We start from the raw sequence: 23,545 nt of genomic DNA, 5'->3' as shown, positions 1-23,545 counted from the left end.
TCGGTTGGAAAACCCGGTACTCTCTACATGGCTCACCTATTCCACAGACCAGCAGCCCTTTATTCCGACAAGCAGCAAAGAGCTAGTAGGCAGCGCGACGAAATCCTTATGAAGAGCCATTCTGAACTCCTGAGCTGGACAGCAATTCGGCCGTGGTCCCCGAGCCGGTTATGGGCTCCGGCCCTGATGCTCGGCCTGGCCGGGTTCTCGCCCGCGTGCGTGGCGCTACGGGCGCAGGTCGCCGGGCAGTCGGCGACGCGGGGTCTGCTGGACAAGGCAGATACGCTGGAGCAGCGCGGACGCATGGATATGGCGTCGCAGACCTGGCAGCAGGTGCTGCTTGCCGATCCCCGGAACACCGAGGCCCTGGCCGGGCTGGCGCGCGCGGCCAAGCTGAACGGGGATCAGGCTCTGGCCAAGACGTATCTCGACCGCCTGAGGGCGATCAACCCCAACGATCCGGGAATCCAGCGAGCCGAGAGCCTGCAGACCCGGAAGGACAACAACACTCTGTTGCAGCAGGCCGGCAGGCTGGCGCAGGCGGGGCAGTACGAGCAGGCGATGCAGGTCTACCGCCAGATCTACGGCAACGAGCCGCCGCCGGGCGACGCGGCGCTGGGCTACTACGAGACCGAGGCGGCCACCGAGGCAGGCCGCGCCCACGCCATCGCCGGGCTGCGGGCGCTGGCGGCGAAGTTTCCCTCCGACTCGCGCTACCAGGTGCAGTTGGGGCGCATCCTGACCTACAACCCGAAGACCCGGACCGAGGGGCGCAGGCTGCTCGAGGGTTATCCGAAGGACTCGCAGGCGATTGCGGCGCTGCGGCAGGCGCTGCTGTGGGACGCGCAGAGCCCGGCCTCGGCAGCCGATATCAAGGCTTACCTGGCACAGCATCAGGATGCCCAACTGGCTCAGGCGCTCAAGGACCAGCCGCATGAGACTCCGCGCGCGGCAGCCGACCGGGTACGCTCGGCTGAGGACCAGGCCGGATACCGGGCGCTGAACGCCAAGCATCTGGACGAGGCCGAGAGGCACTTCAAGGCCAGCCTGGCCGAGAATCCGAATAACGCCAACGCGCTTGCGGGCATGGGCTACATCCGGATGCAGCAGTCCAACTTCGGTGGGGCCATCAACTTCCTGGCGCAGGCCAAGGCGAACGGCGCGAAGGACCCTGGGCTGGATGCGGCGCTGGCTACCTCTCGCTTCTGGAACACGATGGCCGACGGTGCCGCCGCGGTGAAGGCGAACGATTTGTCCGGGGCGGAGAAGAACTACCGGCAGGCGCTGATGATGCGCCCTGGAAGCCCGGAGGCCCTCGAGGCGCTGGGCGGCACGCTGCTGACGGCTCAGAAGTATGACGCGGCGGAGACGGTCTTTGCCGGGTTCGTGAAGGCTCGGCCGCAGGCTCCGCACGCCTGGCGAGGACTCTTTCAGGCTCAGTACGGCGGCGGCAATGCCCCGCAGGCTATCGAAACCGAGCAGAAGATTCCAGTGGCGGTGCGGGCGCAGTTGATGCAGGACCCGATCTTCCTCCAGGCGCTGGCTTCGGCCTATACGGACTCCGGCCGCCCGGCGGATGCGCAGCAGGTGTTGCAGGCAGCACTGAATCTGCCCGTCCCAGCGGATGCCAAGGGGCTGGAGAGCGATACGCAGATGCAGTTTGCCGGGTTACTGGTGCAGGCCAACCGGCTGGACCAGGCGTATTCGCTCTACCGCAAGGTGCTCGAGAGAGATCCGAAGAACATCGACGCGTGGAAGGGGCTGGTGCGGGTGCAGCACGCGATGGGGCAGGATGCACAGGCGCTCCAGACGATCGCGAGCATGGCTCCGCCGGTGTACGACGCCGCGATGCGTGATGCGGGCTTCGACCAGACGGTGGCCTCGATCAACCAGGGGGAGAATCGGCTGGACGTCGCCCAGGAGGTTCTGGAGAGGGCGATTGCTGCCCAGAGCGCCGCAGGGCAGAAGCCCTCGACCGCGGTAGAAATTCAGTTGGCGGGCATCTATCTTTTGCGCGGCAATGCTGCCCAGGCGTATCCCATCTACCAGAAGGTGCTGACGGCAGAGCCCGAGCGGCTGGATGCCTGGAAGGGGCTGCTCTCGGCGCTGCACAGCACGGGCCGCGACCGCGAGGCGCTGGCCGAGGTGCAACAGATTCCTACTCCGGTGAGAGCGCGGCTGGAGGGTGATGTCGACTACCTCCAGACCGTCGGCTCGATTTACTCGGGGCTGGGACAACCGGCTGCTTCACAGAATTTCATGGCGCGGGTGCAGCAGTACTACACCAATCAGCGGCTGGCTCCGCCCGCAGATATTTCGATTCAGAATGCGTGGCTGCTCTACAACAGCGGCAACGACCAGGGCCTTTATCGCGAATTGATGACGATCGGCGGACGTGCAGACCTGACCGACGAGCAGCGTCGCACGGTACAGACGATCTGGACCAGTTGGGCGGTGCGCCGCGCCAGCCAGGCTGCAGCCTCGGGACACAGCGCGCGGTCGCTCGAGATTCTGAACGCGGCGGCCCGGGCGTTTCCGGATAATCCGGGCGTCCTGAAGGCACTGGCGGGCGGCTATGCCAGCGCGGGGCAGAACAAGCAGGCCATCCTCATCTGGAAGGCGCAGGACCTGAGCAACGCTCCAGCCGCCGACTACAAGGCGGCCGTCGGAGTGGCGCTGGCGGCGGACGATATGAAGGACGCCGAGACGTGGCTGCGCTTTGGGCTGAACCAGTACCCGCAGGACGCGCAGATGCTGCTGCTGGGGGCTAAATTTGAGCAGGCGCGGGGCGATACCAACCGCGCTGCTGAGTACTATCGCGCGTCGCTGCAGGCGATGCAGCCCTCCGGCCCGGCCGATGAGCTGGCGGCGGAGCTGACCCGTCCGCTGCCGTCTTCCACGCGGCGCGGCGTGGGCGGCAGGCAGTCACACGATCTTCCTACACTGCTGCAACCCGGACTCGTAGACGGTGCGGCTGAGGTTACACCTCCGCCTGTCGATCCGCTTTATTTGCCGAGCTTCGGCGATCAGATGGGGGTCGCTCCGGCGGCTGCGCCAGCGGCGGCGTATCCGTATCCTTCGGGCGGCGTGAACCTGCCCTCTTACCGGTCTAATCCGGCGACTGCGCCTTACGCTCCCCCGGCTGCCGCGCCGGTGAATACGAACAGCGGAGCCAGGACGACCCTGCGCGACTATGTTCCGCAGGCCTCCTCCGACGCGCCGGTGCCGATGGACGGCACGGAGATTCCGCAGTTCTTCACGGCTGAGGCCGAGGAACCCGAAGTGCCGCAGTCCCGCTTGCCGGAGGGCGTGCCCAGTCCGGCAGAGGTCGAGCGGCAGCAGATAGCCCGGTTGACGCAGCAGGCAATTGCCGCTTCGGCTCTGCCACCCATAGCCAGCACCCAGAGTGAGCTGGCCCAGAGCACGATGGCCAGACCGCTGCCTCCCGGAGTTCTGACGCAGCAGCCCACGGGGTTAATCTCCGCTCCTGCGCCGATGGCGAAGCCTCAAAGTGCTCAGAACGAAGAGGTTTACGGGGCTTATGTTCCGTACGTATCTCCGGTCCCGACGCCGGTGCGGCTGGGATCTGCTCCGGTCGAGGTGGCGATGGTGCAGCCGGAGGTGACGGACATCCTCCCCATGGCGCAGTACGCGCCGGAGTTTACCGCGTACAGCCGGAGCCCGGAGATCGCGGCGGCGAAGGCTGCGGCGGCACGGCGGCAGAAGGCCAATGCGAACTCCGAGGCTGCGGTGAGCGCGCCTCCGGTGGAGGAGTACAGCAATGCGCCGACTCGCAATGCTCAGTACGTGGCAAGTGGACAGCAAGCCCCGCAGCCGTCTACCCGTACGCGTGGACGGGCGCGGGCTGCTCAGAATCCTGCCCCGGCGTCGGCTCCGCAACAGGCCGCTCCGGCGGCTCCGGGGCTGACGTATCCGGGCGTCGGCGTGCCGCCTGCTTATCAGTCGTACTCGCCGTCGTATCCTCCATCAGCGCCGACGCCCGCTCCCGCGTACTTCCTGGGGCAGCCGCCTACCGATGCTGATCTCGCGGCGAAGGACTTGCCTCCGTTGCGCGGCATCTACGATGCCAACGCTCCGGCGCAGTTGCCGCTTACCCAGCGTCAGCAGGCCGAGCGCGACCTGGCGGCGCTCGAGGGATCGTACTCGGGCTGGCTGGGCGGAACGGGGTATGGGCGCTATCGCAGCGGGCGTGTGGGGCTGGACCGGCTCTCCGATCTTGAGACTTCCTTCGAGGCTTCGGCGATGCTGGGCAACTCGGTGCGTCTCTCGGTGATCCCGACGGCCATCTTCTTGAACAACGGCGCCGTCGATCCGAACGTTTATACGGGCTCGGGAACGGTGCTGGGGAGCTATCTACTGGAGAATCCGATCACACCCGCGCAGCAGTACGCGAGCGGCCTGGGCGGAGAGGTGCAGGTGGCGACGCAGCACTTTGCCGCCGCCGTGGGATATACGCCGTACGACTTCCTGGTGCGCAATGTGACCGGCCGCCTGTCGTTCCAGCCGATCAAGCACTTTACGCTCTTCGGAGAGCGCCAGCCGGTGAAGGAGACGCAGCTCTCCTATGCCGGTCTGCGCGATCCGGGGTCGGCGACGCCGGTCTTCGGGGGCAACATCTGGGGCGGCGTGGTCTCGACCGGCGGAGGGATTCGCTTCGACCTGGGAGACGAGCGTTCGGGGTTCTACATTTCGGCCGACGGGTCAGACCTGACCGGCGTGCACACGCTCGAGAACTCGAAGTTCGAGGGCCTGATGGGGGCGTACTTCCTGGCGCACACCTGGCCGGCGTACGGCAAGCTCAACGTCGGGGCTACGCTCTATGGAGCGCACTTCGCGCATAACGAGCGCGGCATGAGCTACGGGCTGGGCGGCTACTTCAGCCCGAATGTGTACTTCCTGGCGGCGATTCCTGTCAGCTTCACAGGGGCCTATAAGACGAACTTCCACTACAGCATCGCGGGCAGCGTCGGGTTGCAGACCTTTGCGGAGGACAATGCGATCTTCTTCCCGCTCGACCCGGCGTTGCAGACCGCCTTCTCGAGCAATGCGAACTGTACGCTGGCTGGGATTACGGCGCACTCGGCAGCCTGCGCGCAGTATCCGACCAACAGCGATACGGGCCTGAACTATGGGCTGAATGCCGAGGGCGCGTATCGGATCGCGGATCACTGGTATGCGGGCGGGTTCCTGTCGGCGAACAATACGAATAACTACAACAGCGTCTCGGGTGGGTTCTTTATCCGGTACATGTTCCGGCCTCAGGTGCCGACGGAAAACTATCCGACGGGGCTCTTCCCGACGGATGGATTCCGGCCTGTGCGGGTTCCGTAAGGGCGGGTTTCACGCGAAGCGTCGAGAACCGCACGGAGTGCCGTCCGCCCGGCGTTAGGGCGCGGTTGTCGTTGCTTCTATCAGTGCAGGCGGCAGACCTTTACGACGGCGTTCCGGTAGGGGCAGGCAAAGGCCGTCTGTGAGGACGCACGGAGGATGATCCAGTCGACGCCGACGGAGGCCAGTGTGGCGAGTCGGGCGGCATCGCTCTGGTGCTCGATGTTGGCCTGGAGGCTCTGGCCAGCGGCCCATGCGCTGGTGAGCTGCGGGGTGATGGATGCCTCGCCGCCGTCCTTCGAGTAGTCGGGCAGCGTGCTGCGCTCGGCGACGGCGCGGAAGCTCTGGGCGTCCTCGCCGTCGCTGGTGATGTAGTGCGGATCCATCGCGAAGAGCGCATCGGTAGGGGTGTTTCCGCGTATCCAGAGGAAGGCTTGCACCCACGAGTTTTGCGGGGTGCGCCAAGGCAGCTCGATGTGCAGGGAGGCGGGGGCGACGGCGCGCTGCGCGATGTACATGGGGGCGCTCGCGAGAGTAATTAGAACGGCCCAGCGCCAAGGACTCTTCTTCAGAAGGTACTCGGCCAGCGTCGCGCCGAGCACGAGAATCATCACGATGTAGACGGTCTGGAAGGTGCGCAGCGGTTGCAGGCGGGCGACGGTATGGGTGGCTAGGCGCGCGCGAGAGAAGAGGGCTGCGATCACCAGCGAGAGCGATCCCAGCGCGATGCTCATGCGGATCGTCGTGGTGTAGGCTGCTCCCGCGGAGGCGCGGTTCTTCCATAACAGCAGGGCGGCGAGGATCAGCAGCGGCGCGATCAGGCCGATGCGCTCGTACCACTGCCACTGGCCGGGGAACCAGTAGTAGCGGGTCATCGCGATGCGGACGTAGTCGGCGGACTCGGGCGCGGCGTATAGCTGGATTGCCAGCGCCAGCAGCAGGGAAGCCGCGGCGATGGCGAAGCCGGCCCACAGGCGCAGGAAGCGGCGGCTCGATCCGAGGCTTGCGAGCAGCAGGACGCTGCCGATGGCGTAGCCCGCCATGAGCGGATGCACTGCGGCCGCGAGGAGCAGGGCCGCTGTGCAGAGCAACCACGCCTTTGTGCTCTCGCCAGCCAGCGCGTCCAGAACCCAGCAGAGCGCGAGGATACTGAGCGGCGTGGAGATGCTGCGCGCGGTCACATAGGGGTCCATCAGCATGAGCGCTGTGCCCGCGAGGGGGAGGCTGAGCCAGCAGGCCAGCAGGACGACGCCGCCGCAGCGTGCGGGGACACTGGTGAAGATCCGCGTGGCGAGCTGCCAGGCGGCGTAGAGGGTGAGCCAAGTGGTAGCGCAATAAAGGAACAGCAGCACCCAGTCGAGCGGCAGGCGGCTGGAGCGGGTGAGCGCGGCGACGGCCGGGGCGAAGAGCGAGAAGCGCAGATGGCCGGTGACGAACTCGGTCTGGTGGGGGTAGAGCTGCGGGGCCAGCAGGTGCTTGATGCCCGCCGCGTAGAGGCCGCCGTCCTCGGACCAGGGGTGATAGCCGTGGACGATCAGCACGAGGAGCGTCAGGGTGGTTACGAGGACGGGGCCGCGTGCGGAGATCTGGCCGAGGGCGCTTACCGGGCTGGTCTCCGAGATTCTTTCAACTACGGTTGTGGCCATCTCGGTTGCGCGTTCCTCAGGCTGAAGTTTAGTTCATCGGCGTGCTCTCAAGTAGACTCATTTAAGTGTCATAGGTTAAAGCCGTTGACGTTATTTTCCTCGTCATCCGGCCCTTGATCGGTCCTTGACCTTTACACCCTGAGAGTTAAATCGGTACTTCCAATCTTCGTAGTACGGTGAATCGCACGCATGTATCGCACAGTTCAGCAGTCTCTTCTTCTTCGCATCCAGGCAATTTTGCTCGCTCAGTACGGGGTCGAGCTGTCGCAGCTCGCCATCGAGCAGCCGCCTAACGTCGCGCTCGGCGAACTGGCGCTGCCCGTGGCCTTCGAGTTGGCCAAGCGGCTGCGCAAGGCTCCGCGGGCGATTGCGACGGAGCTGGCCGAGGCGCTGCGGGCCGATCTGGCCAGTGTGCCGGGTGTGGCTGCGGTCGAGATCGCGGGTGCGGGCTATCTGAACATCAAGCTGGACCGCGCGGCCACGGTGGTGCGTCTGGCCGCCGATGAGCACGCCGAGATCGGCGGGTCGGGCTTCCGGCTGGTCGAGCATACGAGCATCAACCCCAACAAGGCCGCGCACATCGGCCACCTGCGCAACGCTATTTTGGGCGACACCTTCCAGCGCCTGTTGCGGCCCGATGCCTACAAGCGCGGCTACGAGGTCGGGGTGCAGAACTACATCGACAACACCGGCGTGCAGGTGGCCGATGTTGTTGTTGGATTTACGAAGCTGCTAGGGATGAATCTCGACGATGTGCGCGGGCTTCTGACCGAGCTGATCGAGACCAATCAGCGGCTCGACTTCTACTGCTGGGATCTGTACGCGCGGGTCTCGCAGTGGTACACGGCGGATGCGGCTGAGGCTGCGGCGCGTAAGCAGGTGCGGCTGGATACGCTGCACGCGCTCGAGACCGGCGGCAACGAGATCGCCGAGATTGCGGAGCTGATCTCGACCGGAGTGCTTCGGCGTCATCTTGAGACCATGCTGCGGCTGGGGATCGAGTACGACTTTTTGCCGCGCGAGTCGGAGATTCTGACGCTGCACTTCTGGGATGCGGCGCGGGAGCTGATGATCGAGAAGGGCGTGCTGTACCAGGAGACCGAGGGTAAGAACAAGGGCTGCTGGGTGATGAAGCGGGCCAACGGCGAAGAGGCCGCGAGCGACGGGCCGGACGAGGATGCGAAGGTGATCGTGCGCTCGAACGGCACGGTGACGTATGTCGGGAAGGACATTGCGTATCACCTCTGGAAGTTCGGGCTGCTCGAGGGCAAGGACTTCGGGTACGAGCCGTTCAAGGAGTATCCGGAGCATACGTGCTGGATTTCCACGCCGAGCGGAGTGCCGGATCATCCCGTGTTTGCGCGGGCGGATTATGTTTATAACGTCATCGACTCCAGCCAGTCGGACCCTCAGAACAACGTGATCGCCGCGCTGCGGGGGATGGGGTTCACCGAAGCTGCCGATCACTACACGCACTTCTCGTACGAGAAGGTGGCGCTGACGCCGCGTTGCGCGATCGAACTGGGGTACACGATTGCGGAAGAGGATAAGGCTCGGCCGTTCATCGAGGTGAGCGGGCGCAAGGGCCTGGGCGTGAAGGCCGACGATCTGTTGGATCGGCTGACCGCAGCGGCGAAGACCGAGGTGGACGCGCGGCATCCGGAGCTGGACGAGGCCGAGCGGCTGCTGACGGCGACGCAGATTGCCGTGGGTGCGCTGCGTTATTTTATGCTGCGATTCAACCGGAACACGATCATAGCGTTCGACTTCAAGGATGCGTTGAGCTTTGAGGGCGAGACCGGGCCGTATGTGCAGTATGCGATTGTGAGGGCGGCGAATATCTTCCGTAAGTCCGGGACTACGCAGGAGGAGGCTCTGGCGGCGGTTGCGGGGCTGCCGGGGTTGGCCGGGATGCTCGATGCGGAAGAGGGCGGCGGGTTGTGGGAGACGTGGCTGATGGCCTCGCGGCTGACCACTGTGATCGAGCTTTGCATCGCCACGGCGGAGCCTGCACACCTGGCCAAGTATGCGTTCCAGATGGCGCAGCAGTTCAATAACTTCTACCACCGGTATCACGTTCTGAATGAGACGGATGAGGCTCGGAGGGCGTTGCTGCTGGCTACGGCGGCGGTGGCTCGGCGGGAGATGGTTCGGGCGCTGGGGTATCTGGGGATTGAGGCTCCGGCAGTGATGTAGAGGGAGTGAGTTGTGTGCCCCATGCTTCGGAGTCGAGGTGTGGGGCATTCGTATTTTTGGCCGAGTGAAGAAAGCTAAACCTCGGGGGCTAAAGCCCGCTTTGGTGGAGGGTTTAGATGTCCGGGCTAAAGCCCGGACCTACCCCAGAAACAACCGCAAAAGCCAAGGCAAAGGCAATGGCAGAAGCAGATTCCTCCGCTTCGCTCCTGAATGACAACCAAAAGGACAGGCAACGACAAAGGCAATTGCAACCGCAGAAGTAACTTTTCGGTTTGCTGTGGCTTAGGAGCTTAGAACGCGCTCCAGCTCTGCGATGAGGGCCTGACGGTTGATCGGCTTGGTGAGGATGGTCTCGATTCCCAGGGCACGGATGCGCTGGAGTTCGGCGGCCTCAAGCTCGCCGCCCGAGAAAAGCAGCAGTGGCGTCGTCAGTTGGAGTGCGCGGATGCAGACAGCGAGAGTGACCCCATCCATGACGGGCATACTGATGTCGCTGAGAATGGCGTCCACCCGCTGCGTTGTCAGGAGCCGGATGGCCTCGGCGCCGTCCTTCGCGGTAAGGACGGCGCATCCGCAACGGGTGAGCCAGAGGGCGAACAGCTCGCGCAGAGTCGGGAGATCATCGACGAGAAGCACCGTCGCATCTTCGAGTCTCATGGGCCTCCGGGCGAGAATCTCATTGCTGAAAGTTTAGCTGCTTCAGTTGGCCTGGCTGTAGGTCCGGACCCACTCGACAATGGAGCGGACGGCCATGCCGGTCGGGCCTTTGGCGATCCACGGCTTCTGCTCGTCGTTCCACGCGACTCCGGCGATGTCGAGGTGAATCCAGGGGGTGTCGCCGACGAACTCGTGCAGCAGGGCGGCGGCGGTGCAGGCTCCGCCGCCGCGTCCACCGGTGTTGGTCATGTCGGCGATGGCGCTGTTGATCTGCTCGCGGTACTCGGGCGAGATGGGCAGGCGCCAGAACTTCTCGCCCGAGATGGGGGTGGCGGATTGGAAGTTCTGCCACGTCGCCTCGTCGTTGGCGAAGAGTCCGGCGAAGTGGTTGCCGAGCGCGACGACGCAGGCTCCGGTGAGGGTGGCGGCGTCAATGAGGTGGGTGCAGCCAAGGGTCTTGGCGTAGTGGAGGCCATCAGCCAGGACCAGGCGGCCCTCGGCGTCGGTGTTGATGACCTCGATGGTCTTGCCGCTCATGGCGGTGAGCACGTCGCCGGGACGGTAGGCCTTGCCGTCGGGCATGTTCTCGGCCGAGCAGATGACGCTGACGACCTTCACGTTGGGCTTGAGCTGGGCGATGGCGCGCATCGCCCCGATCATGGCGGCGGAACCGGCCATGTCGTACTTCATCTTCTCCATGTTGTCGGCAGGCTTCAGGGAGATGCCGCCGGTGTCGAAGGTGATGCCCTTGCCGACGAGGCCGATGACGGGCGCTCCTTCAACCTGCGGGGCTGCGGGCGTGTAGGTCATCACGATAAGGGCCGGGGGCTGCTCCGAACCCTGCGCTACGGCGAGAAACGCGCCCATCTTCAGCTCTTCGAGCTTGGCCGTGGAGAAGACCTCGCAGTGGAGGCCGACCTCGTCGCACATGGCCTTGGTGCGGGCTGCGAGAGTGGTCGGCGGCAGGATGTTGCCCGGCTCGTTGACCAGTGAGCGGGCGAAGTTCTGGCCGTTGGCGAGGATGAGGCCCTCAGCGAATCCGGCCTCGATTGCGGCCTGATTGTTGGCTCCGGCGATGAGGGTTACGGAGTGGACCGACTTGTCCTTCGGTTCGCTCTTGTAGGTGTCGTAGTCGCGCTCGGCCAGTTCGGCTCCTTCGGCTAACACACGGGCGGAGAGCTGTGCGGGCAGCGTCAGAGGTTCGGGGAAGACGATGGCGAGGTCGCGGATGACGCGGGGCTTGGCGAAGCGGACGGCGGCTCCTGCGCCCTTGCGCAGCTCGTCTACCGTGAGCGAACCGGCCTTGCCGAGGCCGATGAGGAGGAGGCGCTGGGCCGCGAGACCGGCGGGCGCGTGGACGAGGAGCGTCTCGCAGAGGCCGGATTTGAACTCGCCGGTGGCCAGCAGGGCAGAGACGGCGGAGGTAATGGCGCTGGAGGCGGTCAGGAGCGTGGGGAGTGGGTCGGAGTCCTTGCCGGTGGAGCTATCGACTGCGAAGACCGTAAGCATGGGGGTGGCGAGGGTGGCGGCGTCCTGAAAGACCAGTCTGGTGTCCATGGGGATATCGTAACCCGAAGAGATGGAGGGGATGGTTATTCCTTAAAAGCAACGGCAAAAGCGTCCTCACGCCGGACGGGCGGTGCTTCGTACTGTTTTGGACGCTTCGCGTGAAAGGCTAGCGGCGCTGGCTGCGGGCGATGGCCGCCTTGGCCTCGTTATCGGCCTCGCGCTTCCGCTCCGTGGCGCGCTTGTCGTACTCCTGCTTACCCTTGGCCAGCGCCAGCTCGCACTTGACCCGGCCGTTGCGGAAGTACAGCCGGACCGGGATCAGCGTGAAGCCCTTCTGCCGCGTGGCCGCCTCCAGCTTGCGGATCTCCAGCTTGTGCAGCAGCAGCTTGCGGGTGCGCAGAGAATCGTGGTTCATGGCGTTGCCGTGGGAAAAAGGCCCAATATGGGCATTGAGCAGAAAACATTCTCCATCTTTCAGCAAACCATAGGCGTCTTTGAGGTTAGCCTTGCCTTCACGGATGGATTTTACCTCGGTGCCGCGCAGGGCGACACCGGCCTCGTACTTGTCCGTGAGGAAGTAGTTGAAGCTGGCGGAGCGGTTGAAGGAGGCATCTCGCTTACCGGCAGCGACAGGATCGCGGTCCTTCTCCTTGACGACAGGTTTGGGCTGATGGGCTACGGTCGGGATGGTTGCAGCGCGGGCCATGAACTTTCAATTTTAACACGCGGTACAAAGGTCACCCGATTCTTGACCGGTTGGAGGCGTAATCCGGACTCACCCATCGGCGCGGCTGCCGTCTAAACTCCAGCAGACGGAAAATACAGGGGTTGCAGGGCACCGGCGAGTGGGCAGGCCGGGCTCGGCATACGCTCGACAGATAGGGATTGGCGGTGTCTTTGAAGGACTTAAGGGAGGGGGTTGCAGTGACCGGAATGCTATACTCGCGGGAGCCGAAGCAGCGGGGGAGATGCTCGCCTGACGGCTTTTTCGGCCACTCCTCTTTCGGCTATTCCCAGGCAAGTCCTATTGAGGTTCCCGGCAGCAGTGCTTCGGCGGTGTACGGTTGTGGTGCGGCGGAGACTCCGGCAAGAACAGAGAAAGCGAACAGACTTAGAATGATCCGTGGGTTAGCGCAGGGTTGGGGTGGCTGGAAGGTTCGGGCAGGGTCGCGGGTTGGGGCGATGCTGGGCTTGTTTTTGCTGGTGGTGCTGGGGACGGTGGGGTCCAAGGCCCAGGCGCAGTCGGCCAGCAAGTGGAACAAGCGCGGGTTGGACGCCGAGGTGCGGGAGAACTACGACGCGGCTTTTGAGGATTATCGTCAGGCGAACCTGAAGGCTCCCAAGGATATGCGCTACAAGGCGCGGCTGGAGCGGATGCGCGGGATGGCGGCGGCGCAGCACGTGGGCCGGGGCCGCACGCTGCGGCAGAGCAGCGACTACGCGGGCGCGATCACCGAGTTCATGCGCGCCCTGCAGATTGATCCGAGTGACCAGGCCGCACAGCAAGAGATCGAACAGACGCAGCGGGAGCAACCTCCCGCGTCTCCTTCCCCGGCGGGCGCGGCGGCGGCGATGGAGCAGATGCAGCAGCGAAGCGATCTGCTCAGGAGCATTGGCTCGCTGGCCGGTCCGGTGGAGCTGCAGCCGGTGAGCAACGATCCCATCACGCTGCACATGGTCGAGGACGTGAAGGTGATCTATCAGGCCGTGGGGAAACTGGCGGGCCTGAATGTGCTCTTCGACCCGGACTATAACTCGAAGCGGATTCCGGTCGATCTGACCAATGTCTCGCTGTCGGACGCGTTGCGCATCATCGGAACGATCTCGGGCACGTTCTACAAGCCGATCACGGCGAATACTATCTTTATCGCGCAGAACACGCGCACCAAGCGCACCGATCTCGACGAGATGGCGGTGCAGACCTTCTACCTGTCGAACTCGTCGCAGGCGAGCGATGGTAATGAAGTGCAGACGGCAGTGCGTAACCTGCTGGACCCGAGCACGAAGATCTACCTTGTACCGAGCCAGAATGCGCTGGTGCTGCGCGCGACGCCGGACCAGTTGCTGCTGGCGCAGAAGATCATCAACGACCTCGACCGGGCGAAGGCCGAGGTAGTCGTGGATGTGGCCGTGCTCGAGGTGAATCGGGACAGGATTCGCAACCTGGGTATCACGCTGCCGCAGTCCATCGGGCTAACTCCGCAGGCTAGTAATGCGAACGTCAACAATTCCAGCTCAGGCTCTTCTTCGACCAACGATGGAACGACGAATACCACGACGAACACATCAGGTCTGACGCTGAACAATCTGGCGCACCTGAACGCGACCAACTTCGCCGTGTCGATCACCGGCGGAACCCTGAACGCGCTGCTGACCGATACGGATACGCGTATCCTGCAGAACCCGCGCATCCGCTCCTCCGATGGGCAGCGGGCCACGCTCAAGATCGGATCGAAGATCCCCGTTGCGACTGGTTCGTACAGCTCGACGCTCTCGACCTCGGCCTCGCTGGGCGTGCAGACGCAGTTCACCTACCTGGACGTGGGCGTGAACATCGACCTGACGCCGACGGTGCACTATGACCGGGAGATTACGCTGAAACTGAAGATCGAGGTCTCGTCCGAGAGCGGTACGCAGACCATCTCGGGCGTGACCGAGCCGATCATCTCGCAGCGCGTGAGCGAGCAGACGATCCAGTTGAAAGAGGGCGAGCCCAGCATCCTGGCTGGCTTGCTGACCCGGCAGGACAACAACAATGTGAGCGGAACGCCGGGGCTGGGCGAGCTGCCGTTCTTCAAGTTCTTCTTCGCCTCACAGAACAAGGAAGTGCAGCGCGACGAGATCGTCTTCCTGCTGATCCCGCATATCGTGCGCGAGTCGGTGCTGACGCGGGCGAATACGGGTGCGATCGACACCGGCACGGGGCAGGCGATTGAGCTGCGGCGCAGCGCTGTGGCCAATACGGGCGTGCTGCCGGGCAATACCGTCGGCGAGAACGTGACTCCTTCGGCGCAGCGGCCGGTTGGCTCGGTAACTGCGGCGGATGCGGCGGCGGCGATGCTCCCCGGGACAAAGGCTCTGTCGAGGAATAACCCGGCGGCTCCGGTGGCAGTGGCTCCTCCATCGTCGGCTGCGGGAGCGGCTGCGGCGGCGATTGGGACCGCTCCGGGCGCGCAGCCGGTTAGCTTCGGGGTCACTCCGGCGAACTCGAGCCAGGGCGTGGGCAGTACCTTCCAGGTTGCGGTCACGCTGGATCATGGGCGCGATGTCTTCTCGGTGCCGTTGCAGATGCAGTTCGACCCGAAGGTGCTGCAACTGGTGAACGTGGATGCGGGTGGCTTCCTGGCCAAGGGAAATCAGCCGGTCTCCATCGTCCACCGTGACGAGGGCAACGGGCTGGTGACGATCTCCACCTCTCGGCCGCCGAATACACCGGGCGTTACGGGTGATGGGTCGGTGTGCACGCTGACCTTCAAGGCGGTCGGTGCGGGTGACTCGAACATCACTCTGGTGAAGGTCGGGGCTCGGGATAGCGCCCAGGCCAGTCTGCCGGCGGTAGGATCGCAGGCTGTGGTGCATGTGAAGTGACGGGGCAGTGAAGATGACCGGACCAGGCAAAGGACGGGGGAGAGACGATGCAGGCCTGACGCTGGTGGAGCTGATTATTACGGTCTCCATCGTGGCGATCCTGGCGACGGCGGCGCTGCCGATCGCCAGGTTTCAGGTGAAGCGGGTGAAGGAGCGGGAGCTGAGGGCCGACCTCTGGATGCTGCGGGACGCCATCGACCACTACAAGGACGCGGCGGACAAGGGCGGGATGCAGACCAAGGCGGACTCGTTCAACTATCCGCCAGATCTCGAGACGCTGGTGACGGGGGTCGAGATTCAGACCAAGAAGGTGAAGTTTCTGCGCAAGATTCCGGTGGACCCGATGACAGGCAATGCGGAGTGGAGCCTGCGGGCGAACCAGGACGATCCTGAGTCGGACTCGTGGGGCGGGCAGAACGTCTTCGATGTGCATAGCAAGAGCAGCGGAACGGCGTTGGACGGGACGAAGTACTCGACATGGTGAGGACGAAGGCACAATTCGGGGAGAGTAGCGGCGCAGATGGCTTTACGCTGATCGAGTTGATGATCGTGATGACGATCATCGCGCTGCTGTCGGCGATCGCGATTCCATCCTTCACGCATAACGTGAAGGTTGCGCGAGAAGCTGTTCTGCGCGAAGACCTTCACACGCTGCGTGGAGCCATCGACAGCTACACCTACGACAAGCAGAAAGCGCCGCAGTCTCTGGATGACCTGGTGCAGGCGGGTTACCTGAAGGCAATGCCGGTAGACCCGATCACGCACCGGAACGACACCTGGCAGACCTCGCAGACCGACACGCTGATGAGTATTGACCAGACGCAGCCGGGAATCGACGACGTACACTCTGGCGCGCAGGATATCTCGACAGACGGCAGCTCGTACAATAGCTGGTAGTGCGAATAGATTCTTGATAATCTGCTCTGGCGGTTGCTCATGAAAAGGCGCATACTGCGTCCAGCAACTGTTCTGCTCCGTCTAAACGGGCAGGGAGCCGCGTCCAAACGCCGGGAAGCGTCTCGACCAGAATCGGCAGTGTCTTACCAGCAAGGAGTCTCCCATGCGATCCTTCGTGCCGCTCGGCCTCGCCGCAGTGCTCGCTCTCCCCGCAGCTGCCCAGACCTCAACTCCGAAGGGGCCGCCGTCGACTCCAATTCAGACGCCAACCTCGGCTTCTTCGACTCCTCCGCCTCCTGCGGTCAGCACTACTCCTGCCCAGGGCAGCTCTGATAGCAAGGCTGCTACTGCCACTACTTCGACCAAGGCGGAGGATAAGAAGCCTGACGAGAAGAAGGCCGATGAAAAGAAGCCGGTGGATACGGCGAAGGCTAAAACCGACTCGATTCCGTCGCCCGGCGAGGCGCTCGATCCGCACATCAAGGCCGGGAGCGAGGACGATGTGAACTCCATCGGGACGCGGAGCATTGGCGGCCGCGGGCTGGGGAACTGGTACTCGACCGACTGGGAGCTGCGCGTGGGCAAGCAGTACTCCATGGAGATCGAGAAGTCGGCGCACATGGTGACTGACCCGGTGATTGTGGAGTATGTGAACCGGGTGGGGCAGAATCTGGTCAAGAACTCGGACGCGAAGGTGCCGTTCACGATCAAGGTAATCGACTCCGACGAGGTGAACGCGATGGCGCTGCCGGGAGGGTTCTTTTATGTGAACTCCGGGCTGATCCTGGCGTGCGACGAAGAGGCGGAGCTGGCCGGGGTGATGGCTCACGAGATCTCGCACGTGGTGGCGCACCACGCGGCGCGAGAGATGACGAAGATGAACTACGCGCAGATTGGGTCGATTCCGCTGCTGATTATGACGCAGGGGAGCTGGACCGGGTACGGCATCTACGAGGCTTCGCAGTTGGCGGTGCCGATGGCGTTTCTGAAGTTTTCGCGCGTGAACGAGACCGAGGCGGACTACCTGGGGGTGCAGTATATGTACCGCGCGGGGTACGATCCGCAGTCGTTTATTACGCTGTTCGAAAAGCTGGACGCGCTCGAGAAACATAAGCCGGGGACGCTGGCGAAGGCGTTCTCCGACCATCCTCAGACGCCGGACCGGATCGCCCATTCGGAGGATGAGATTGCGACGATCCTGCCCGCGAAGCCGGATTACATCGTCACTACGAGCGAGTTCGACGATGTGAAGTCGCGGCTGGCGCGGCTCGAGAACAAGCGCAAGCTGAACGACAAAAAAGACGGCAGCAAGCCGACGTTGCGGCGCGCGGGGGGAAGCAACAGCGATCCCAACTCAACGAACAACCCGGCCAACTCGACCGACGACCGGCCTACGCTGGGGCGGCGGAATCTTGCGGGGCAATAGCGTTTAGAAGCCAAAGATTACTGCGGATAAGAAAGCATAAAGGCACGGATAGGATCGGAGCCGGGAGGGATGAGGGTAGCCTCCGGCTCTGTTCTGGTCCGTGCTTTTTCTTTTTTATCCCTGATAGTCATTCAGGTTCGTCTCGGGGAAAAATGCTCCATCCGAGATACACTAAGGCAATATGGTTCGGAAATCAGTTGCAGTGTTCGCCGCCGCCGTCGTGCTCGCCTCCCTTGCTTCCACCGCTCATGCTCAGCTGGGTGTTTATGGCACCGTTACCGTTGGCCGGCTGACCGGAGTGCAGAACTCGCCAGTGGCGACGCCGGGCGTTTCTTACAACAGCAACGTGAACCCCCTGGGCGGAACGGGCGGCATCTACTACGACTTCAAGAACTACGGCCCGATACGGCTGGGAGTCGATGTGCGGGGAACCATTCTGACCTCGAAACGCGGCGCGGAGGAGACCTCGAATGGTGCCGGAACGCGTGTAGATTCGGGTCTGGGTGGAGTTCGCGCCAGCTTCCACACGCCGATTCTGGGGCTGAAGCCGTATGCCGAGGCCATGGTGGGGATCGGGCGCTCGAACTACGGGATCATTCTGCCGACGATCGCCTCGAACGGGCTGAAGAACAACGTGGAGTATCACGTGTTTGGCGGGTTGGACTACAAGATCTTGCCGATCATGGATTGGCGGGCGGTCGAGCTGGGGTACGGCGGCCTGGAGGGTGGCGGGCATAACTATCCGCTGAAGTCGGTGAGCACGGGCGTGGTCTTCCACTTCCCGCCGCCGCTCTAGACTGCGCTGCGGGCGCGTGTCGTCTAGAATAGGCTTATGCGTACTCAAAACACCGGCTATACCGACGACCATGCAGCATCCGGGCTCGATCATGAGTTTCCCTCGATCGATACTTGGGCGAACCAGTTTCCAGGGTACGAGATCCTGATCGACGACCCGGAGTTTACGTCGATCTGCCCGAAGACCGGGCTGCCCGACTTCGGGATACTCACGATCCGCTATATGCCGCGGAAGGAGTGCCTGGAGCTGAAGTCGCTGAAGGAGTACCTGTTCCACTACCGCAACCTGGGGATCTTTCAGGAGAACATCGTCAACCAGGTGTTGAACGATATCGTGAAGGCGACGGACCCGGTCTGGGCGGTGGTGAAGGGTGACTTCCGGCCCCGGGGTGGAATCTCGACGACAGTGACGGCGACGTATCCCCGCACGGAAGAGATGTCTCGGTCGTAAGAGCTAAATGTTTTACCAACGAAGAAAGGGCGAGGCCTGGGCCTCGCCCTTTCTTCGTTAAGGCAGATTATTCGGAGACCAGGGACATGAAGTAGTCCTGGGCGCTGAAGCGTTCCGTGCCGAGCGGGGCGGCTACATACTCGCCGTCCGGCAGCAGGATGCGCGCCTTGGCGTTGTCCTTCAGGTAGGAGCCGAGGATCTCTTCGCGCAGGCGCTTCGCCAGCTTGGGATCGGCGACAGGGAAGAGCACCTCGCAGCGCTCGTAGAGGTTGCGCGGCATCCAGTCGGCGCTGCCGCAGAAGATCTCCGGCGAGCCGCCGTTCTCGAAGTCGAAGATGCGGCTGTGCTCGAGGTAACGGCCCACGATGGAGCGGACGCGGATGTTCTCGCTGAGGCCTTCGACTCCGGGGCGGAGCGAGCACATGCCGCGCACGATGAGGTCGATCTGGACCCCGGCCTGGCTGGCCTCGTACATGGCCTCGACCGTCTTGCGGTCCAGCAGCGCGTTCATCTTGGCGACGATGCGTGCAGGTTTGCCTGCGCGGGCGTGTGCGGTCTCGCGGCGGATAAGCTCGATGATGGAGTCTGCCAGGGTAAGCGGCGCGACCAGCAGCGGCTTGTAGACGTCACCCTCGGCTTCGGCGGTCAGGTAGTTGAAGACGGCCTGGACGGCGCGGGTGATCTCGGGCCGCGAGGTGAGCAGGCTGATGTCGGTGTAGAAGCGCGCCGTGACGGGGTTGTAGTTGCCGGTGCCGAGGTGGGCGTAGCGGCGGATGACGCCGTCGGGGTCGCGCCGGACCAGCAGGGCCAGCTTGCAATGCGTCTTGAGGCCGTAGATGCCGTGGAAGACCTGGACGCCAGCGTCCTCCAGCTCGCGTGCCCAGCGAATGTTGGAGTCCTCGTCGAAGCGGGCCATCAGCTCGACCACGACGGTGACGTCCTTGGTCTGTCCGGCCTCGATGAGCGCGCGGAAGATGGGCGAGTCCTTGCTGGTGCGGTAGAGCGTCTGCTTCATGGTGATGACCTGCGCGTCGTTCGCGCCGGCCTCCACGAAATCGACGACGGTCTCGTAGCTGTCGAAGGGGTGGTGAAGCATGACGTCGTGCTGGCGCAGCTCGGCGAAGATGCCTTCGGAGTCGCTGTCGGCGGGGAGCAGGTGGCGCTTGCCCTTGAAGGGCGTGTACTTCAGCTCGGGCCGATCGACCTCGGAGGCCAGTGCCATCAGGCGCGAGAGGTTGACCGGGCCGTTGGTGCGGAAGACCTGCCAGGGCTCCAGCTCGAAGTTGGTGCGCAGACGCTCGATGATCTCTTCGTTGGCAGGGCTGTCGATTTCGAGGCGCACAGCGTCGCCCTTGCGGCGGTTATGCAGCTCGGCGCGGACGCTCTCGAGCACAGAGCGCGACTCCTCTTCCTGCATGTAGAGGTTGCTGTTGCGGGTGACGCGGAAGGCGGTCTTATTGAGCACCTCGTAGCCGCGGTACATGGACTCGACCTGCGACTCGATCAGCTCGTGCAGGAAGATGAAGTCAGCGGTCTGATTGGCGCTAGGCAGGGCGATGAGGCGCGGCAGGCTGCGCGGCACGGTGACCACGCCGAGGACCGTGCCGGACTTGTTACCGAGCGAGTCGCGGCGCTTGTAGCGGAGCAGCAGGCCAAGGCAGAGGGCCTTGTTGAGCACGCGCGGAAAGGGGTGCGAGGGGTCGATGGTGACCGGCGTGAGCAGCGGATCAACCTCGTTCTCGTAGAACTCGAGGGCGTGGGCGCGGGCTTCGTCGTCGAGCTGGCTCCAGGTGAGGACGCGGACGCCGGATTCGGCGAGCGCGGGTAGGAGCTGCTTGTTCCAGCAGCGGTACTGGTCGGAGACGAAGACGGCCATGCGCTTGGAGAGGACGTCGAGCCGCTCCTGGGTGGTGAGGCCGCCCTCGTCGGGAAGCTGCGGCTGGTTGAAGCCGTCCTCGATGCGCTGCAACATTCCGGCGACGCGGATCTCGACGAACTCGTCGAGGTTGCTGGCGGTGATGGCGAGGAACTTGACGCGCTCGAGCAGGGGATTGGACGGGTCCTGCGCCTCTTCGAGGACGCGCTGGTTGAAGCGGAGCCAGCTCTCGTCGCGGCTGAAGAAGAGAGCTTCGACCTCAGGCTCGGGCTTGGCCTTCTTCGCCTTGGTCTTGGGCGCGGTCTTGGATACGATCTTGGCGGGGGCTTTGGTGGCGTTCTTAGCGTTCTTGGCCGGGGAGGTCTTCTTGCCGTCTTCCACGAGAGATTCCTTTGCGCTCATAATGTCTTGGTCTGGCGATCAGGTGTGAGAGTATCGCACGAAGAGTGATGCAGTATGAACGGCTTGAGAATGTTTTCAAAGGCCGGGGCGTTGGCGGCAACAACCTTTGGAGAGCTTTGGTGTCATAATTTACATGTTGTACTGGAGAAGACGAACAATGCGCATGACTCAGTTTCATGGCCTGATCCTTGCCGGTGCGGTAGCCCTTTCTACCTCGGCGTTTGCCCAGACTACTGCCGGGCACGATCTGCATAACGCCGCCACCGATACCGGCCACGCGACCGAGAAGGTCGCTCATAAGACTTCGCACGGCACCAAGAAGGCTTATCACAAGACCGCGCACGCGACGAGCACCGCCGGGCACAAGACCGAGGAGGGCTCCGAGAAGGTTGGCCATGAGACCAAGGTCGGGGCCAAGGATGCGGGACACGATACCAAGGTCGGCGCGGAGAAGGTAGGGCACGGCACCAAGGTGGCGGCGAAGGATACGGCGCATGGGACCACCAAGGCCTTCCACAAGACCGAGAACCTTGGGGACAAGGTTGTTGGTAAGCCCGAGACTCACTAAGGTTTTCAGATGGAAAAGGCCCGGCGGGATGCCGGGCCTTTCTGCTGCCTGTTAGCTAGATGGTGCGGAGTTGGGGCGCGTCGTCCGGCCAGACCACCTGCGCGCAGAGCACGACCAGGGCGACCCAAAAGAGATCGGCTCCGAGGAGATGGACGACCTGCAACCAGGTGGGGGCGAGCAGAACGACATCGAGAAAGCCCAGGATGATCTGGAGCGCCAGCAGGCCGAGGATCCACTTGGTAGAGCGGCTCTCTCGCCGCGCGCGGGCCAGCAGCCAGAGCACGAAGGCCGTAGCCACAAAGGCGCTGAGCGGATGGATGCCGCGCAGGCGCAGGAGCCACGGGGAGTTGGCGCTGAGGTCTTGCGCGAAGGCAGCGCGGAGGCTGGAGGCTGGGAAGAGCGTATCGCCTAGCGCGGCCAGCGAGCCACTGACGCCGACGATGAGGGTCGCGGTGAGGCCGATGATGGAGAGGGTGCGGTCGAGCCCTCGTGCCTTGAGCGTGGCCCACTGTTGGCGGGTGCCGAGCATCACGGCTGTCATGGTGAGCGCGGCGACCAGCAACAGCGTGTTGCTGAGGTGGACCGAGAGCATGACGATGCGGCCCAGGGACTGGTTGCCGGTGACGTAGCCGAGCTTGACCAGCAGCGCGCCGAGGATAGCTTCGTTGACCAGCAGAACCGTGGAGATAACCGCGAAGACGCGGGCGGCGGAGCCTTTGATGCTGGCCCGGAAGGTCCAGACGATCAGGCCGATCATGGCGTAGATGGAGCCGGAGACCATCATGCGGTGGGTGAACTCGATGACGGTGTGGATGGTCGGCGAGACGGGGATGACCTGGCCGTTGCAGAGCGGCCAGTGGTTGCCGCAGCCAGCCCCGGAGCCGGTGGCGCGGACCAGCGCGCCCCACAGGATGACGAGAACGTTGTACCAGACGACCGCCCAGGCAAAGCGCTCGGGTGCTCGAGAGGCGGGCTGGAGGGTGAGAGGTGCCGCGGTCGCCATGGGGATATTCTAGACCTCTTCATGGAGAGGGACGCTGTGACGTGGAGCACAACAAGGAATACCACGGATAAAAAGGGGAAGAGGCGCGGATCAAAGCGGAGCCTCATGGCTTGAGTTCCGCTCTTATCCGTGCCTCTTGGTTCTTATCGTTCTTATCCGTGCAAGGCTTTTCTCTGGGTAGGCAAGGACAATCCCTCTTATCCTTTTTATCCCTTTTTCCCCGTTTCGCCTTGCTCTCTTTACCCTGCGGCGAGCTCCTTTGCCCGCTGGGTGGCTCGCTTGACAGCCTTGATGAGGGTGACGCGCAGACCGCCCTCTTCGAGTTCGAGGATGCCATCGACCGTGCAGCCTGCGGGCGTCGTGACGGCGTCCTTGAGCAGCGCGGGGTGGTAGCCGGTCTCGAGCACCATGCGGGCCGAGCCGAGGGTGGTCTGGGCGGCGAGGAGCGTGGCCACGTCACGGGGCAGGCCCACGTTGACGCCAGCTTCGGCCAACGCCTCGATGATGATGTAGAGGAAGGCCGGGCCGGAGCCGGAGAGGCCCGTGACCGCGTCCATGTGCTTCTCGTCCACCACGACGGTGCGGCCGACGGTGTTGAACATGCGCTGGGCGATGGTCATCTGCTCGACCGAGCAGAAGCGGCCGCCGCAGAGGGCGGTCATACCGGCGGAGAGCATGGACGGTGTATTAGGCATGGCGCGGACGACTGCCAGCTCACACCCGGCGGCGGCCTCGATGGAGCCGACCGTGACCGAGGCGGCGATGGAGATGATGATCTTCTCGGGCGTCAGCGCGGGCTTAATGGTGGCGAGCAGCGCCGGAACCTGAGTCGGCTTGACGCCGAGGATGATGACGTCGGCGAACTGGGCCGCGGCGAGGTTATCGGTGGTGGTCTCGACGCCGTACTGCGCGGACATGGCCAGGGCGCGGTCCGGGTGCTGGACCGTGGCGATGATCTGGTCGGCGGCCAGCAGGTTATTGCGGAGGAAGGCCTGGAGGAGGATGCCGCCCATCTTACCGGCTCCCAGAACCGCTACGCGCACGCCGGGCATCAGGGGCGCGGGAACTGCTGCTTCGTATCCTGTTTCGTTCATGTTGAAAGGCTACCAGACGGCGTGAAGGAGGGATCGTGCCGAAGGTGAAGAAAGCATACCTCGGGGGCTAAAGCCCGCATTTGTGCAG

Annotated in this window: 16 protein-coding genes; 9 read left to right on the top strand and 7 right to left on the bottom strand. The window is 63.8% G+C overall.

Features of this window, described 5'->3' with window-relative positions; translation table 11 throughout:
* The first annotated feature begins 108 nt into the window (after positions 1-108).
* Positions 109-5,352, top strand: a complete 5,244-nt coding sequence (locus FTO74_RS10420; protein WP_162538091.1) for a cellulose synthase subunit BcsC-related outer membrane protein — start codon at positions 109-111, stop codon at positions 5,350-5,352.
* A gap of 80 nt (positions 5,353-5,432) precedes the next feature.
* Here FTO74_RS10420 and FTO74_RS10415 read toward each other — a convergent pair whose 3' ends face one another.
* Entirely contained in the window at positions 5,433-6,995 is a 1,563-nt protein-coding gene (locus tag FTO74_RS10415; protein WP_162538090.1) for a DUF6798 domain-containing protein, read from the bottom strand.
* Between the two features lie 189 nt (positions 6,996-7,184).
* Here FTO74_RS10415 and FTO74_RS10410 point away from each other — a divergent pair, with 189 nt between their 5' ends.
* On the top strand, positions 7,185-9,191 hold the full coding sequence (locus FTO74_RS10410; protein ID WP_162538089.1) for a DALR anticodon-binding domain-containing protein: 2,007 nt from the start codon (positions 7,185-7,187) through the stop codon (positions 9,189-9,191).
* Between the two features lie 282 nt (positions 9,192-9,473).
* Here the strand turns inward: FTO74_RS10410 and FTO74_RS10405 are convergent, their stop codons facing one another.
* The 3 genes from FTO74_RS10405 to smpB form a co-directional block, all read right to left on the bottom strand.
* A complete protein-coding gene (locus tag FTO74_RS10405; protein ID WP_162538088.1) occupies positions 9,474-9,848 on the bottom strand; it encodes a response regulator in 375 nt (124 codons plus the stop codon).
* A gap of 42 nt (positions 9,849-9,890) precedes the next feature.
* Positions 9,891-11,405 carry a leucyl aminopeptidase gene (locus tag FTO74_RS10400; RefSeq protein ID WP_162538087.1) on the bottom strand — a complete coding sequence of 505 codons (1,515 nt, stop codon included), beginning with the start codon at positions 11,403-11,405 and terminating at the stop codon, positions 9,891-9,893.
* 118 nt (positions 11,406-11,523) lie between these two features.
* Positions 11,524-12,063: an SsrA-binding protein SmpB gene (gene smpB, locus FTO74_RS10395; protein ID WP_162538086.1), complete on the bottom strand. Its 540-nt coding sequence runs from the start codon at positions 12,061-12,063 to the stop codon at positions 11,524-11,526.
* A 410-nt stretch (positions 12,064-12,473) separates the two neighbouring features.
* Here smpB and FTO74_RS10390 point away from each other — a divergent pair, with 410 nt between their 5' ends.
* The 6 genes from FTO74_RS10390 (at position 12,474) to queF (ending at position 18,514) form a co-directional block, all read left to right on the top strand.
* A complete protein-coding gene (locus tag FTO74_RS10390; RefSeq protein ID WP_162538085.1) occupies positions 12,474-14,945 on the top strand; it encodes a cohesin domain-containing protein in 2,472 nt (823 codons plus the stop codon).
* 13 nt (positions 14,946-14,958) lie between these two features.
* Positions 14,959-15,429, top strand: coding sequence for a type II secretion system protein (locus tag FTO74_RS10385; RefSeq protein ID WP_162538084.1), 471 nt, complete (start codon positions 14,959-14,961; stop codon positions 15,427-15,429).
* Complete coding sequence (locus FTO74_RS10380) at positions 15,423-15,842, top strand: prepilin-type N-terminal cleavage/methylation domain-containing protein (RefSeq protein ID WP_162538083.1); 420 nt, start codon at positions 15,423-15,425, stop codon at positions 15,840-15,842. The genes FTO74_RS10385 and FTO74_RS10380 overlap by 7 nt, the downstream gene beginning before the upstream one ends.
* A gap of 163 nt (positions 15,843-16,005) precedes the next feature.
* Positions 16,006-17,268, top strand: a complete 1,263-nt coding sequence (locus FTO74_RS10375) for a M48 family metallopeptidase (RefSeq protein WP_162538082.1) — start codon at positions 16,006-16,008, stop codon at positions 17,266-17,268.
* Between the two features lie 181 nt (positions 17,269-17,449).
* Positions 17,450-18,064, top strand: coding sequence for a hypothetical protein (locus FTO74_RS10370; protein ID WP_162538081.1), 615 nt, complete (start codon positions 17,450-17,452; stop codon positions 18,062-18,064).
* A 36-nt stretch (positions 18,065-18,100) separates the two neighbouring features.
* On the top strand, positions 18,101-18,514 hold the full coding sequence (gene queF, locus FTO74_RS10365; protein ID WP_162538080.1) for a preQ(1) synthase: 414 nt from the start codon (positions 18,101-18,103) through the stop codon (positions 18,512-18,514).
* Positions 18,515-18,581: 67 nt separating this feature from the next.
* Here queF and ppk1 read toward each other — a convergent pair whose 3' ends face one another.
* Positions 18,582-20,792 carry a polyphosphate kinase 1 gene (ppk1, locus tag FTO74_RS10360; protein ID WP_162538079.1) on the bottom strand — a complete coding sequence of 737 codons (2,211 nt, stop codon included), beginning with the start codon at positions 20,790-20,792 and terminating at the stop codon, positions 18,582-18,584.
* A gap of 157 nt (positions 20,793-20,949) precedes the next feature.
* Here ppk1 and FTO74_RS10355 point away from each other — a divergent pair, with 157 nt between their 5' ends.
* Positions 20,950-21,360, top strand: coding sequence for a hypothetical protein (locus tag FTO74_RS10355; RefSeq protein ID WP_162538078.1), 411 nt, complete (start codon positions 20,950-20,952; stop codon positions 21,358-21,360).
* A gap of 55 nt (positions 21,361-21,415) precedes the next feature.
* Here the strand turns inward: FTO74_RS10355 and FTO74_RS10350 are convergent, their stop codons facing one another.
* The gene (locus FTO74_RS10350; RefSeq protein ID WP_162538077.1) at positions 21,416-22,363 is read right to left on the bottom strand and encodes a COX15/CtaA family protein; all 948 of its coding nucleotides are present in this window, start codon (positions 22,361-22,363) and stop codon (positions 21,416-21,418) included.
* A gap of 239 nt (positions 22,364-22,602) precedes the next feature.
* The gene (proC, locus tag FTO74_RS10345; protein ID WP_162538076.1) at positions 22,603-23,457 is read right to left on the bottom strand and encodes a pyrroline-5-carboxylate reductase; all 855 of its coding nucleotides are present in this window, start codon (positions 23,455-23,457) and stop codon (positions 22,603-22,605) included.
* Positions 23,458-23,545 lie beyond the last annotated feature (88 nt).

Source organism: Granulicella sp. WH15, from assembly GCF_009914315.1.
Taxonomy (GTDB): Bacteria; Acidobacteriota; Terriglobia; order Terriglobales; family Acidobacteriaceae; genus Edaphobacter.
This window is presented reverse-complemented; position numbering and strand designations above follow the sequence as displayed.